The sequence below is a fragment of the Achromobacter pestifer genome (genome assembly GCF_013267355.1).
GTDB classification, from domain to species: domain Bacteria; phylum Pseudomonadota; class Gammaproteobacteria; order Burkholderiales; family Burkholderiaceae_B; genus Achromobacter; species Achromobacter pestifer_A.
Genome location: NZ_CP053985.1, coordinates 6365774 through 6378515 on the forward strand (window position 1 = coordinate 6365774; position 12742 = coordinate 6378515).

12 protein-coding genes are annotated in these 12742 nt (G+C 67.3%); 4 read left to right on the forward strand and 8 right to left on the reverse strand.

Annotated elements, in window-relative coordinates:
* The gene (gene leuD, locus FOC84_RS30015) at positions 1-609 is read left to right on the forward strand and encodes a 3-isopropylmalate dehydratase small subunit (RefSeq protein WP_173148741.1); all 609 of its coding nucleotides are present in this window, start codon (positions 1-3) and stop codon (positions 607-609) included.
* Positions 597-1637 (forward strand): LacI family DNA-binding transcriptional regulator, encoded by a 1041-nt coding sequence (locus tag FOC84_RS30020; protein WP_173148744.1) that lies wholly within the window; start codon positions 597-599, stop codon positions 1635-1637. The genes leuD and FOC84_RS30020 overlap by 13 nt, the downstream gene beginning before the upstream one ends.
* A 17-nt stretch (positions 1638-1654) precedes the next feature.
* Here the strand turns inward: FOC84_RS30020 and FOC84_RS30025 are convergent, their stop codons facing one another.
* Genes FOC84_RS30025 through FOC84_RS30045 form a run of 5 tightly spaced genes read right to left on the reverse strand, consistent with a single transcriptional unit; the run spans position 1655 to position 7683 of the window.
* Positions 1655-2617 carry a Bug family tripartite tricarboxylate transporter substrate binding protein gene (locus FOC84_RS30025; protein ID WP_173148745.1) on the reverse strand — a complete coding sequence of 321 codons (963 nt, stop codon included), beginning with the start codon at positions 2615-2617 and terminating at the stop codon, positions 1655-1657.
* Between the two features lie 22 nt (positions 2618-2639).
* Positions 2640-3812 carry a CaiB/BaiF CoA transferase family protein gene (locus tag FOC84_RS30030; RefSeq protein WP_173148748.1) on the reverse strand — a complete coding sequence of 391 codons (1173 nt, stop codon included), beginning with the start codon at positions 3810-3812 and terminating at the stop codon, positions 2640-2642.
* Positions 3809-4606 carry a citryl-CoA lyase gene (locus tag FOC84_RS30035; protein WP_173148750.1) on the reverse strand — a complete coding sequence of 266 codons (798 nt, stop codon included), beginning with the start codon at positions 4604-4606 and terminating at the stop codon, positions 3809-3811. The genes FOC84_RS30030 and FOC84_RS30035 overlap by 4 nt, the downstream gene beginning before the upstream one ends.
* Positions 4607-4644: 38 nt before the next feature.
* On the reverse strand, positions 4645-5622 hold the full coding sequence (locus FOC84_RS30040; RefSeq protein WP_173148753.1) for a Bug family tripartite tricarboxylate transporter substrate binding protein: 978 nt from the start codon (positions 5620-5622) through the stop codon (positions 4645-4647).
* Between the two features lie 24 nt (positions 5623-5646).
* A complete protein-coding gene (locus FOC84_RS30045; protein WP_173148756.1) occupies positions 5647-7683 on the reverse strand; it encodes an acetate--CoA ligase family protein in 2037 nt (678 codons plus the stop codon).
* 123 nt (positions 7684-7806) lie between these two features.
* On the opposite strand from FOC84_RS30045, the gene FOC84_RS30050 reads away from it, so the two are divergent.
* Both FOC84_RS30050 and FOC84_RS30055 read left to right on the forward strand, forming a co-directional pair.
* Entirely contained in the window at positions 7807-8484 is a 678-nt protein-coding gene (locus tag FOC84_RS30050) for a GntR family transcriptional regulator (RefSeq protein WP_173148758.1), read from the forward strand.
* A gap of 20 nt (positions 8485-8504) precedes the next feature.
* Entirely contained in the window at positions 8505-9431 is a 927-nt protein-coding gene (locus FOC84_RS30055; protein ID WP_173148760.1) for a LysR family transcriptional regulator, read from the forward strand.
* Positions 9432-9435: 4 nt separating this feature from the next.
* Here the strand turns inward: FOC84_RS30055 and FOC84_RS30060 are convergent, their stop codons facing one another.
* Genes FOC84_RS30060 through FOC84_RS30070 form a run of 3 tightly spaced genes read right to left on the reverse strand, consistent with a single transcriptional unit; the run spans position 9436 to position 12588 of the window.
* Positions 9436-10311 (reverse strand): HpcH/HpaI aldolase/citrate lyase family protein, encoded by an 876-nt coding sequence (locus FOC84_RS30060; protein ID WP_173148762.1) that lies wholly within the window; start codon positions 10309-10311, stop codon positions 9436-9438.
* The gene (locus tag FOC84_RS30065) at positions 10308-11321 is read right to left on the reverse strand and encodes an HpcH/HpaI aldolase/citrate lyase family protein (RefSeq protein ID WP_173148764.1); all 1014 of its coding nucleotides are present in this window, start codon (positions 11319-11321) and stop codon (positions 10308-10310) included. Before FOC84_RS30065 ends, FOC84_RS30060 begins: the two co-directional genes overlap by 4 nt.
* 28 nt (positions 11322-11349) lie before the next feature.
* A complete protein-coding gene (locus tag FOC84_RS30070) occupies positions 11350-12588 on the reverse strand; it encodes a CaiB/BaiF CoA transferase family protein (protein WP_173148766.1) in 1239 nt (412 codons plus the stop codon).
* Positions 12589-12742 lie beyond the last annotated feature (154 nt).

The following is a 12742-nucleotide window of genomic DNA, read 5'->3' on the forward strand; positions in this document are numbered from 1 at the left end:
ATGAAGCCCTTTATCCAAGCCCACGGCATCATCCTGCCCATGAATCTAGACCACTTGGACACCGACGCGATCGTGCCCCAGCGCTGGCTGGTGACTATCGAACGCAACGGCCTGGCCGATGGCTTCATGGGAGGCTTGCGCTATGACGAGCACGGCCAGCCGCGCCCGGACTGCGTCCTGAACCAGGCTGGCTATCAAGGCGCCGCCATCGTGCTGGCGCGCGAAAATTACGGCTGCGGCTCGTCGCGCGAACATGCCGTGTGGGCGCATCAGGAATATGGCATCCGCGCCATCGTGGCCGCCAGCTACGGGCCGATCTTCCACGAAAACTGCCTCAAGAACGGCCTGCTGCCCGTCACCCTGCCCGCCGATGTCATCGACACGCTGATGGAGCAAGCCTTGGAGCGCCCCGGTAGCGGCTGTACCGTCGATCTCGTAAGCCAGCGCGTCACCGGGCCGGACGGCCAGGCCCATGCCTTCGATATCGATGCGGGACGGCGCCAATTGCTGCTCGACGGCACGGACGACATCGACCTCGCGCTGCAGCGCGCGGCCGAGATCGACGCGTTTCAGCAACACCAGCAACGGACCCAGCCATGGCTGACATAGCCGCCCGCACCAGCGTCACGATCAAGGACATCGCGACCGCGCTGGACTTGTCGCACGCGACCGTGTCGCGCGCGCTGGCCGACCACCCCAAGATCAGCGTCGCCACCAAGGCCAACGTGCGCGAGGCCGCCAACAAGATGGGCTACGTGCCCAACGGCACCGCCCAGAACATGCGCTCCGCGCGCAGCCCGGTGATCGGCCTGATCGTCCCCGACATCCAGAACGACTTCTACGCCTCCGTCGCCAAGATCGTGGCCGATGCCGCCGTGGCCCGCGGCTTCCAGCTGGCCCTGAGCATCACCGAGGACAATCCGGAGCGCGAACTGAACGACCTGCGCGCCTTCGTGGTGTCGCGCGCGGCTGGCGTGATCATCACGCCCACCGTCACGCCCAAACCCGAGACCGTGGCCTTGCTCAAGGGCGTGCACGCCATCCAGCTGATCCGCCAGCATGCCGCGATGGCGGCCGAAGCGGTGGTGATCGACGAACAGGCCGCGACCCGCGCTGCCGCCGAACACCTGATCCACTACGGCCACCGGCGCATCGCCTATGTCGGCACCACCACCGACCTGAGTTGCGGCGAGGACAGGCTGGCCGGCTTTTACGGCGCGATGCGTCACGCCGGACTGGACGCCAGCATGACCGCGGTTGGACCGCCCCGGGTCGAGTTCGCCCATCGCGCCGTACACGGCATGATGGGCGGCGCCCAGCCCCCGACCGCGCTGATCGTGGGCAGTTCGCGCCTGACCGTCGGCGCGCTCAAGGCCTTGCGCGGTCTGGGCCTGGCTTGCCCGGCCGACGTGTCGGTCGTGGGCTACGGCGATCCCGACTGGTTCGAGCTGGTCGGCGACGGGCTGACCACGGTGGCGCCGCCCGTCTACCCCATGGGCGCCTACGCCATCAATCTGCTGTTGGCGCGCATACACGGCGAGACCGAACCCGCCCCGGCAGACCCCGGCCATCCCCTGCCCTCGCGATTTCCGGCCACGCTCACCATCCGCAGTTCGACGCGGCCATACACCGGCTGAGGCCGCGCACGCCGCGCCTATTGCGGCTTGATGCCAGCCGTCGCGATGATGTCGCGCCATAGCTGCGCATCCTGCGCCAGGAAAGCGCTGAACTCGTCCAGACTCATCGCCATCGGCACATTGCCCAGGTCCGCGAACTGACGCTGCATCCGCGCATCGCCAGCCATGTTGGACAGGGCCGTGTTGAGCTTTTGCAGGATGGCTTTCGGAACGCCGGCCGGCGCCACCACGCCATACCAGATCTGGATATCGAAGCCGGGCACGTCCGCGGCCACCGGCCCCAGGCCCGGCATCGCGGGAAAGGGCTGGCGGGTGGACACCGCCAGGGGCCGCAGCTTGCCGGCATCAAGCAAGGCGCGGCTGGCTCCCAGCCCAGCGAAGGAAAAGTCGACTTCTCCGGTGGACAAGGCCACTAGCGCAGGGGCCGCGCCCTTGTAGGCCACCGCGGTCAGATCGGCGCCCGACAGGTGCTTGAGCCATTCGCTGGACATGGCCTGCAGGCTGTTGGGGCCGAGCGAGGCATAGTTCATGCGGCCCGGACTGCGCTTGCTGGCGGCTATCAGCGCGGCCAGATCGGCATGGGGCGAGCCCGCCGGCACCAGCGCCAGCATGGGCACGCCCACCAGCGGCGCGACCGCCGAGAACTGGGCAGGCCGGTAAGGCAGGCCGCTATCCAGCACCCAGTTGATCGAATAGGTGCTGGTCACCAGACCTATCGTGTAGCCGTCCGGCGCGGCGCGCGCGACGCTGCCTGTGCCGATGATTTCGCTTGCGCCCGGCTTGTTTTCCACCACGACCGGCTGGCCCAGCTCGGACTGCAGGCGCTGCGCCACCGCCCGCGCCACCACGTCGGTGCCGCCACCCGGCGGATACGGCACCACCAAGTGTATCGACTTGCTCGGGTAGTCCTGCGCCTGCGCCACGGCAGCGGCGCCGTACATTGCGGCTTGCAGCGCCCAGCGCATCGTGTGTCTGATCATGATCCGTCTCCGTGGTCAGAGCCTAGGCGGCGATCACGCCGCGCTGGCGCAAGCCTTGTATTTCTTCCTGACCAAAACCCGCCTGGGCCAGCACCTCCAGCGTATGCTCGCCAAACTCCGGCGGCGGCAGAAAACCGCTGCGATTGTCGCCGTCGAACCGGACGGCGCGGTTGGCCGCCGCCACTCGTCCCTGGCGCGGATGCAACAGCTCGTGGAACACCCCCAGATGACGTACCTGCGCGTCATTGGCCAGTTCATCGAGCAGGCGCTCGGGCGCGGCGGGAACGTCGTGCGCTTCCAGTACCGCCATCCAGTCCGCGCGCGCGCGCCGCGCGAACACGCCGGCCAGTTCGCTGGCGATGACGTCGTATTGCGCTATCCGGCTGGCACGGTCCGGAAACCTGCTCAATAGATCCGGACGCTCGATGGCGGCAACCAGCGCGCGCCAGAACTTCTCGGGGCTGGACAGATGCAGGCCGATGCGCAGGCCGTCGGCGCAGGTAAGGATGTACGACTGCGACATGGACGCCCTGCTGTAAAAGCCTGGCCGCTCGCCCTTGGCCGACAATTGGCCCAGCGGTTCCGTCGAAAACGCAATCAGCGACTCCAGCATGGACACTTCCACCTTGCGTCCCACGCCGCTGCGGGCCCGTTCCAGCAGCGCCGCCAGTACGCCCAGAGCCGCGTACAACCCCGTCAGGGAGTCGGATATGGGCGGTCCCGGCACGCGCGGGTCGGCGCCTTGATGGAACATCGACAGCCAGCCTGACAATGCCTGTCCGACATTGTCGAATGCCGGACGGTGCGCATACGGACCGCTGGAGCCGAAGCCTGTGATCGAACAATAGACCAGTCCGGGATTGAGCTGGCGCAGGCTTTCGTAGTCCAGTCCCAGCTTGCTTTCGGCACCTGGCCGCATGTTCAACAGGATGACGTCCGCGTCGGCAATCAGCCTGCGCAGTACCGCCAGCCCTTCGGCGTCGCCGAACTCCAGCGCCAGGCTGCGCTTGTTGCGGTTATGCGATTGGAAGTGCGGGCCGTACAGCCCGCCCTCGAAGGCGCGGAACGGATCCATCGCGCCCGCGGCTTCCACCTTCACCACGTCGGCGCCCAATTCGCCCAGCAATTGGCCCGCCAGCGGCGCGGTGATGAAACGTCCCAGATCCAGAACGCGGACATGCTCGAGCAGCTTCATGCTTCAGCCTCCCGCGCCGCCGCGTGCAGATGCGCCGACACCTCCGCATCCGTGCGCACCCACAGACGTTCGGCGATGGGGTTGCGCAATTCCTCCGCAATATGGCCGACCAACCCCACCGCGCGCCCGATCACGGCGATGCCGCGACACAGTTGCCAGGGTATGCCCAGTTCGCTCGCCAGGGCCGCCAGCGCCCCGGTCGCGTTCACCGGCAGCACGCCTGGCTTGTTCAACGCCCGTTCCGCCTCCGCCGACAAGGCCTGCATCAACGCCACGTATCGACCCTTGAATCCCGTGCGCTCGGCGACGGCGAACAGCGCCGTCGCGCGCGGGTCCACTGGCTTATGCACCGGATGCCCCAGGCCCGGCACCAATTGCTTGGAGGCGCGATGCTCGACGACGATGGCGCGCGCGGCCGTCTCGATGTCCAGCGGTTCCGCGCTGCCCAGCGGCAAGGCCTGCTGCAGCAGCCGCGCCGCCCCCTCCGCCGTGCCCACGAACTTGGTCCCCATGCCGCAGAGACCGGCGGCGATGGCCGCCTGCATCGATTCGGGGGCGCCGAGATACGTCAGGCGCGCCACCATCGCCGTCGGCGTCATGCCGTGCTCCACCAGCACCGCCAGCAGCGCATTGAACAGTGTCGACTCCTGCGGGTCGGGGGTACGGCCGGTAATCTCCAGGAAGGCGAAATCGCCAAGATTCAAATGACCAATGATGTCGCGGTTGAGATCGTGGCCTCGCACCACGATCTTCGTGGCATTGCTCCAGCCCATGTCGGAAGTCAGGGTAGTCATGGTTGTGCTCCGTGTCGTCTATGTAGTCTGTGCCCGGCCTAATCCAGCTTGACGCCGGCGGTCTGCACGCGTTGCGCCGCAACGGCGCGATCCTTGGTCAAGAAACCGGCAAACGCTTCAGGCGTTTCGCTGACAGGCTCGAAGCCGATCGCCTTCAAGTTCTTGTCGATGAAATCAGCTGCCCCCACGATCTCGGCCACGTCGGCGGCGATCTTGCTGCGTATGGCCTGCGGCGTGCCCGCCGGAGCGGCCAGCGCGAAGTACACCGACGCATCGAATTCGGGATAGCCGGCCTGGGCGAAGGTCGGCACATCGGGGGCGATCGCCACGCGATGGGGGCCGGCCAGCGCTATGGCCTTGAGTTTCCCCGTGGCGACATAGGGCATGGGGCCGCCGCTGATGGCGAACAACATGTCGACGCGTCCCGCCATGACGTCCTGCAGCGCCAGCGGCAGCCCCTTGTAAGGCACCTCGCTGGTCTGCACGCCGTAGAGCTTGTTGAACCACGCCGCCGCCAGGTGCAGCACCCCCCCTATGCCAGTAATGGCGAAGGTATGCTTGCCTGGGTTCGCCTTCAGATAGGCAATCGTCCCGGCCACGTCGTTGGCGGGAAAGTCCGGCCGCGTCACCAGCATCAGCTGCGCGGTGACGACGCGGCAGACCGGCGCCAGATCGGTTTCGGCCTTGTAAGGCAGCTTCGCGTACAGCTGTGGATTCAGGGAGAACGCGGCTTCGGAACCGAGCAGCAAGGTGTAGCCGTCGGGCGCGGACTTGGCCACCAGATCGGCGCCGATGATTTCATTGGCGCCGGGCCGGTTTTCCACGATGACCGGCTGGCCCCACTTTTCGCTCAGCTTCTGGCCAACCGCGCGCATCAGCGCATCGGCGGGCCCACCGGCGGAATACGGCACCACGACTTTCACGGGCTTCTCCGGATACCCGGCCGCCTGCGCCCAGACCGGCGCCGTGGAACCGGCCAGGGCCAGTGCGGTCAATATTGCAGCGAATTTGCTCATCGCAATCTCCTTGTGCCTGTTGGCCTACGCCTGCAGATAGATCGCCGCATCCACTGCGGCGGCGCCATGTTTTCCGACCGTGACCGGGTTCAGTTCGATCTGCGCTACCGACGGCGCGGCTTGCAGCGCGGCATCCGCCAAGGCGCCCAGCAGTTGAACGGCCTGCTCGAAGCCGCTTGCGCCACGGTAGCCTTCCCGCAAGGCGCGCCCCACCAGCGTAGATGCCAACGCGTCGGTCAGTTCGTCGGCGCTGGCCGGCAAGGCCACGAAGCGCACGTCCTTCAACAGTTCCACCCACTGTCCGCCCGATCCCACCATCAGCACCAGGCCCAGCTGCGGATGCGCAAATGTGCCCGCGACCAGCTCGTGGCCCGGCAGGTAGCGCAGCGCCAGCACCTGGTCGCTCTGCCACTGCGCCACGCGCGCCAGCGCCTGGGCCAGTTCTTCGTCATTGCGGATGTTGAGGATGACGTTGTCCTGGTCGGAGATATGGGTCTCGGTCGAATCCGCCTTGATCACCAGCGGGTAACCCAGTTCCCGCGCGGCAATGGCCAGGCCGTCGCGCGAGCAGGCGCGCATGGCAGGCACCGCCACGCCGCGCTGGCCCAGCCATTGCAGCGCAGCACCCTCGCTCATCGCTTGCGTGGCGTCGCCGGGCTTGCCCGCCGCGGGCGCGTCGCCGGCAGGCCGGCGGCCGGCGGCGCGGCGCAGGCGGTCCAGGCAGCCCGCCAGCAGCGTGGCCGAATGGAATACGGGAATGCCAGCCTCGCGCAATATTTCGCGCGACTGCGTTTCGTAGGAGCCGCCGCTCCACAGCACCGCCATGCCGCACCCAGTTCTCTCGCGCACGCCTGCCAGGATTCCGCAGACTTCCGTGTAATCGTCCAGCGTCGTCAGGATCGGCACCACCGTGCGCACCGCGGGATCCGTCAGCAGGACGTTCAGCACATCGGCGTGCAAACCCGGGTTTTCGTAGCCCAGGGCGGTGATGTCGATCGGGTTGTGCACGGAAATGTAGTCGGGCAGCACCTCGGCCAGCCGGGCTTCGGTGGCCGGCGCCAACTCGGCGAAACGCAGGCCGTGCGCGTCGGCCTGATCCGCGAACAAAGTGATGTTGCCGCCCGAGATGCACAGCGAAGCGATGCCCTGCGCATGCCCGGCGTCAAAGCCATGCCGCAGCAGTTCGCACAGGCCCAGGGCATCGTCGGCGTCGCTGGCGCACACGATGCCATGCTGCTCCGCCACGTCCCGCACCAGCCGGTAATCGCCCGCCAGCGATCCCGTGTGAGACAGCGCCATGCGCGTGCCTGTCTGGCCACGCCCCAGCTTCAGCAAAACCACCGGTTTGCGCAGGCCCAGCCTGCGCACCGCGTCTATGACCTCGCAGGCGGCCCGTTCGGCTTCGGTGACCGCAAGCACGACGTGCGTGGTTGGATCCTGGAACATGTATTCCAGCAGATCGCCGTATGAGACGCCGGCCGAGTTCCCGGTATTGACGATGTGGCTGAACCCCATGCCGGCGCGTTGCGCGAAATAGGCGATGGTGGCGTAGGCCAGGCCTCCGCTTTGCGACACCAGGGCCACGTCGCCCGCTCCCTGCGCGCGCTTGAGCACCGCCGAGGGCGCCGCCATCACCCGCGCCGCCAGGTTCGAGAACCCCATGCAATTGGGGCCGATGAAGGTCATGCCCCGGGCCAGGTCTTCCAGTGTTTGCTGGGCCTCATGGCCGCCCGCGCTGGCCTCGGCGTAGCCGGAGGTATAGATGCTGGCCCCAGGCACGCGCTTGGCCCGGCATTCTTCCAACACCTGCGGCACGCGCTCCTTGCCGACCACGATCACGCAATGGTCGACCTCGCCCGGTATCTGCGCCACCGATGCGTAGCACGCCAGCCCCGCGACCTCCTGGTAGCGCGGATTGACCGGGTAGATGACGCCTTGGTAGCCCCCTTCGCGCAGGGCCGGAATCAACTGACCCGCCAACTTGTTGGGCGCCTGGGAGGCGCCAACGATGGCAATGCTACGGGGGTTCAGCAACTTGTCGATGCGTTCTACGGCGTTCATGTAACTGTGTCTCCTAGGTGGTATCGCCTACCGGCTCGTAATTATTGATCTACGTTTTTGTAGGACAATAATGTACGGCCATGTGCCGTACAATCAGGGTAATCGCGTAGCAGATCGGACCCCATGACTGACACCAACAAGCCCACCGCCACCGCTGGAAGCACGCTCGAGTATGTCGTCGACACGCTGCGCCAAGGCATACTCAGCGGCCGGCTGGTGCCAGGCCAACGCCTGGTCGAAGCCGACCTCACCCGCCAATTGGGCGTCAGCCGCGGCCCGGTGCGCGAGTCCTTCCGCCGGCTGTCGGCCGAAGGCCTGGTCGAGAGCATCCCCAACCAGACCACCATGGTGCGCCGCTATTCCAAGGCGGAAATGCTGGAACTCTTCGAGATACGCGCCGAACTTGAAGCGCTCGCGGCCAGGCGCGCGGCGCAATGCATGCAGGATCCCGCCGCCAAGGCCAGCTTTCTGGCGGCCATCGGCCCCATCTGGGAGAGCCATCCCCTGGCCGCCACGCCCTACTTCGACGAAAACCGGCGCTTTCACCAGGCCATCGCCGATCTGTCCGGCAACACCCAGTTGGCTGACCTGATAAAGAAGCTGCAATTGCCGCTGATCATGTTCCAGCTGGGCGGCGCCATCAGTCCCCAATCCATCCAGGCGTCGATCAATGAGCATCGCCGGATCGCGCAAGCCATCATCGACGGCGACGGCCGCAAGGCGGCTGCCGAGGTCAAGGCTCACCTCAAGCGCGCCTGTGAAATGGTCGAGAGCATGCCTGCCTCGATCTTCCGTTCCTGATGCCGGCCCCGGTCAGCGCCATGCCCACCGATCGCTCCGTTCCCCAGACGCCGAACATCAATTTGAAGCTGCTGCAGATCTTCGCGCTGGTCGGCGAAGTGGGCAGCTTCCGCGAAGCGGCCCGCCGCGCCAACCGTTCCCAATCCGCCGTCAGCGCCCAGGTGCGCCAGCTGGAAACCCAGCTTGGCGTGGAACTGTTCCGCCGCACCACCCGCAACGTGCGTCTGACCCAGGAAGGCGAACAGCTGCTGGCGCACGCGCGCCGCGCCGTCCAGGAGATCGACGAGGGGCTGCGGGGCCTGCGCGAATCCGTCGAGGTCAGGCGCGGCCGCGTCGCGCTGGCCTGCGCGCCTACCGTGGCGGGTTCGCAGCTGGCCGGCATACTTGCCGTCTTCGAGCGCGACCATCCCGGCGTGCATGTCCAGGTATTCGAGCAATCGGCGCAAGCCATGTTTGACAGCGTGCGCGGCGAATTGGTCGACTTCGCCGTCGGCCCGGTGACCGACAGCGCGGATTTCGACTTCCGCCACATTTGCGACGACCCGCTGTACGCGGTCACGCCTAAGCAGTTCAGTCTGCCCACGTCGGCAGCCACCATCTCGCTGCAAGCGGTGGCGCGCATGCCCTTGCTGCTGCTGGACCATGCCACCGGCCTGCGCGCCATCATCGAGGACGCGCTGCGCACGGCCGGGCTGCAGTGGCAATGCCGCTACCAGTTCACCCAGGTCCAGACCCTGATAGAAATGGCGCGCGCCGGCCTGGGCTGCGCCATCCTGCCGAAGATCGCGCTGCCGGATACGCGTGCCGCGGGCCTGACGGCGCTGCGCATCGCGCGTCCATCGCTGACCCGCCAACTGGCCATCTGCACCCTGCGCGGCAGCGAACTGTCGCCAGCGGCCGCGCGGCTGGCCGATCTGGCCCAACGCATGATCGCCGGGGCGGCCTGACGCCCTAGGCCGCGATCGCCCGCGCCAGCGCCAGCACGCGGTGCGCTTCGTCCACATGCAGGGCCTCGATCAGCCTGCCATCGACCACGGCGACGCCGCTGCCGCGCGCCTGGGCCTCGCCCCAAGCCGCGATTACCGCCTGTGCCCGTTCGATCTCGCCATCCGACATGCCGAAAGCGGCATTGGCCGCCTCGATCTGACGCGGATGGATCAGCGTCTTGCCGTCGAATCCCAGATCGCGGCCCTGGCGGCACGCCGCCTGCAGGCCTGCGGCATCGTCCAGGTCCAGATGCACGCCGTCCAGCGCCAGCAGCCCATGCGCCCGCGCCGCCAGCACCGTCAAAGACAAAGCGACCGACACTTCCGTGCGCGCCGGCGTATGCCGGGCGTGCAAGTCCTTGACCAGGTCCGAGGTGCCCGCCACCAGCGCACGCAAGGGCGGCCCGGCCGCGGCGATGGCAGCCAGGTTCAGGATCGCTGGCGGCGTCTCCACCATGGCCCACAGCGGCAGGTCCGAGGCGCCCCACTGGCCAGCCAGCTTCGACACGTCGGCCAACTGTTGCGCCCGTTCCACCTTGGGTACCAGCAAGGCGTCGGGCCGCAGCGGCGCCAGCGCCTGCACGTCGGCCTGGCCCCAGGGCGAGTCCAGCGCATTGATCCGCACCACCACGCCACGGCGGCCGAAGCCGCCCTGCCGCAGCGCCTGCGCCACCAATCCGCGCGCCTCATCCTTGGCGGAAACCGCAACGGCATCCTCCAGGTCCAGGATCAACGCGTCCACGTCCAATTCCCTGGCGCGCGCCAGCGCGCGCGGATTGGCGCCCGGCATGTACAGCACCGAGCGGAAAGGACGCTCGACCCGCTCGTGCGCCGCGCTCATTTCCTCCCTCCGAGCCCAGGCGCCCCGCCCTCCGCGGCCTGCGGGCCGCCGGGCTTGGGCGCCAACCGCAGCATGTTCTCGGCCATCTTGATGCTGGCGATGTCTATGAGGCGGCCGTCCAGGCTGGCGGCGCCGCGGCCTTCCGCCTGCGCCTGCTCCATGGCGGCCAGGATCCTGCGCGCCTGGGCCAGCTCGGCCTCGGTTGGCGTGAACGCTTCGTTGGCCAGCGCGATCTGCGACGGATGGATGGCCCACTTGCCTTCGTAGCCCAGCGCCGCCGCCCGGCGCGCCGCCGCGGCATAGCCCTGGGCGTCGGAGTAATCGCCGAAAGGACCGTCTATCGGCCGCAGGCCATGGGCGCGGCAGGCCACCAGCACGCGGGATTGCGCGTAATGCCAGAGGTCCGCGGGATGAAAGGCGCGCGTCTGCGCCTCGCCCTCCGACAGGACGCCATAATCCGGATGGCCGCCGCCGATGATCGTGGACCGGGCCCGCACCGAGGCTGCGTAGTCGCCCACGCCGAACGACAGGGCCTCGATGCGGCGCGAGCTCTGCGCGATCTGGTCCACGTTGGCCAGCCCCAGCGCGGTCTCTATCAGCACATCGAACGCGATGCGCCTGCCCCGCGGATGCGCCAGCTCGATCTGGCTGACCAGCATGTCCAGCGCATACACGTCAGCGGCCACGCCCGCCTTGGGAATCAGCAGCATGTCCAGGCGCGGGCAGGCCTCCACGATATCGACCACGTCGCGGTACATGTATTCGGTATCCAGGCCATTGATGCGCACCTGCATCGTCTTGTCGCCCCAGTCGATCTCGTTGAGGGCGGCAATGACGTTGCGGCGTGCGGCCGCCTTTTCGCTGGGCGCGACCGCGTCCTCACAGTCCAGGAAGATCACGTCCGCTTGCGAACGGGCCGCCTTCTCGAACAGGGCGGTGTTGGATGCCGGCACGGCCAGCTGCGACCGTTGCAGGCGCGCCGTGGCCGGCGCAATCAGGGTTGCACTCATGCATGTCTCCTTTTGGTATGGGCAGGCTCTAGATGACGCGCGCTTGCCGCAGCGCCTGCATGCGCTCGGCCGACAGGCCCAGCAGGCCCTGGTAGACCGCGTCGTTATCCGCCGCCAGGCCGCGCCCGCTGTGACGGAAGCTGGCCGGCGTGGCCGACAGGCGCGGCACGGCCGCGGGCAACACCAGTTCGCCGGCGCGCGCATCCTGCACGGTCAGCATGTTGGCGCGCGCGGCGTATTGCGGATCCTTGAATATGTCTTCGATGGTGTAGATCTGGGCGCAGGGCACTCCTGCTTCCTGGGTCTGGCGCAACACTTCCACAAGCGACAATCCCGCAATCCAGTCGGCCACGCGCCGGTTGATCGCCTCGCGGTTGGCCACGCGCACCGTGCCGTTCGGATAGGCTAGCGCCAGGTCAGGCTGGCCCATCGCCCCCGCCAGCCGCTCGAACATGCGATGGTTGGAACACGCCAGCGCCACCCATTCGCCGCCCGCGCAGCGGTAGTGGCTGTGCGGAACCACGTTCACGACATCGGCGCCCAGCCGCTCGCGCACCACGCCATAGCGCGCATAGGCCGGCGCCATTTCGTCCAGCAGCCGGAACACGGATTCGTACAACCCGATATCGATGAACTGCCCTGCTCCACCCGCCTCCACCACGCGCAGGGCCAGCAGCACGCCTATGGCGCCCCACATGCCCGAGGTGTAATCCGCCATCGAAGTGGAACCCGGCACCACCGGCGGGCCATCCGCTTCGCCCGCAAGATTGGCCAGGCCCGAAAACGCATGCGCGATCCGCGCGAACCCCGGTTCCTGGTTCTTGGGCCCTGTCTGTCCATAGGCGGAAATCCGCAGCATCACCAGCCGCGGATTGATCTTGATCAGGTCTTCATAACCAATACCCCACTTCTCCAGAGTTCCGGGACGGAAGTTCTCCAGCACCACGTCGGATTCCGCGACCAGCTGCCGGAACAATTCCGCGCCTTCCGGCTGGCGCAAGTCCAGCGTCGCGGTCTGTTTGTTGCGGGCTTCGCTCAGCCAGATAAGGCTGTCGCCGCATTCCGTCACGGTGCCGAACTGACGCAGCGAATCGCCTTCGCCTGGCTGCTCTATCTTGATGACCTCGGCGCCGAAATCCGCCAGGATCGTGCCGCAGAACGGCGCGGCGATGAATGTCGCGATATCCAGCACCCTTACGCCTGCCAAGGGCCCTGAGCGCGGCGCGGCGCCTGTGGATGAAGAAGTGTTTTGCTGCGCTTGAGACACGATGGCGGCCTTATGCAAGGGTTGAAAACACGCGGCGAAGGATCTCGCCACCAGGCCACTCTATCGGGCCGCCGCAGCTGCGGCGAGCGCGATTTTCGCGTCGATTGATCGTATTTTCTTCAGCGCAGCCCCCCCATGGCATCTGGATCAGCGT

Bases quoted from the DNA above. Each gene is read 5' to 3' on its own strand.
- leuD (WP_173148741.1), top strand. From the start codon at position 1: ATGAAGCCCTTTATCCAAGCCCACGGCATCATCCTGCCCATGAATCTA.
- FOC84_RS30020 (WP_173148744.1), top strand. From the start codon at position 597: ATGGCTGACATAGCCGCCCGCACCAGCGTCACGATCAAGGACATCGCG.
- FOC84_RS30025 (WP_173148745.1), bottom strand. From the start codon at position 2,617: ATGATCAGACACACGATGCGCTGGGCGCTGCAAGCCGCAATGTACGGC.
- FOC84_RS30030 (WP_173148748.1), bottom strand. From the start codon at position 3,812: ATGAAGCTGCTCGAGCATGTCCGCGTTCTGGATCTGGGACGTTTCATC.
- FOC84_RS30035 (WP_173148750.1), bottom strand. From the start codon at position 4,606: ATGACTACCCTGACTTCCGACATGGGCTGGAGCAATGCCACGAAGATC.
- FOC84_RS30040 (WP_173148753.1), bottom strand. From the start codon at position 5,622: ATGAGCAAATTCGCTGCAATATTGACCGCACTGGCCCTGGCCGGTTCC.
- FOC84_RS30045 (WP_173148756.1), bottom strand. From the start codon at position 7,683: ATGAACGCCGTAGAACGCATCGACAAGTTGCTGAACCCCCGTAGCATT.
- FOC84_RS30050 (WP_173148758.1), top strand. From the start codon at position 7,807: ATGACTGACACCAACAAGCCCACCGCCACCGCTGGAAGCACGCTCGAG.
- FOC84_RS30055 (WP_173148760.1), top strand. From the start codon at position 8,505: ATGCCCACCGATCGCTCCGTTCCCCAGACGCCGAACATCAATTTGAAG.
- FOC84_RS30060 (WP_173148762.1), bottom strand. From the start codon at position 10,311: ATGAGCGCGGCGCACGAGCGGGTCGAGCGTCCTTTCCGCTCGGTGCTG.
- FOC84_RS30065 (WP_173148764.1), bottom strand. From the start codon at position 11,321: ATGAGTGCAACCCTGATTGCGCCGGCCACGGCGCGCCTGCAACGGTCG.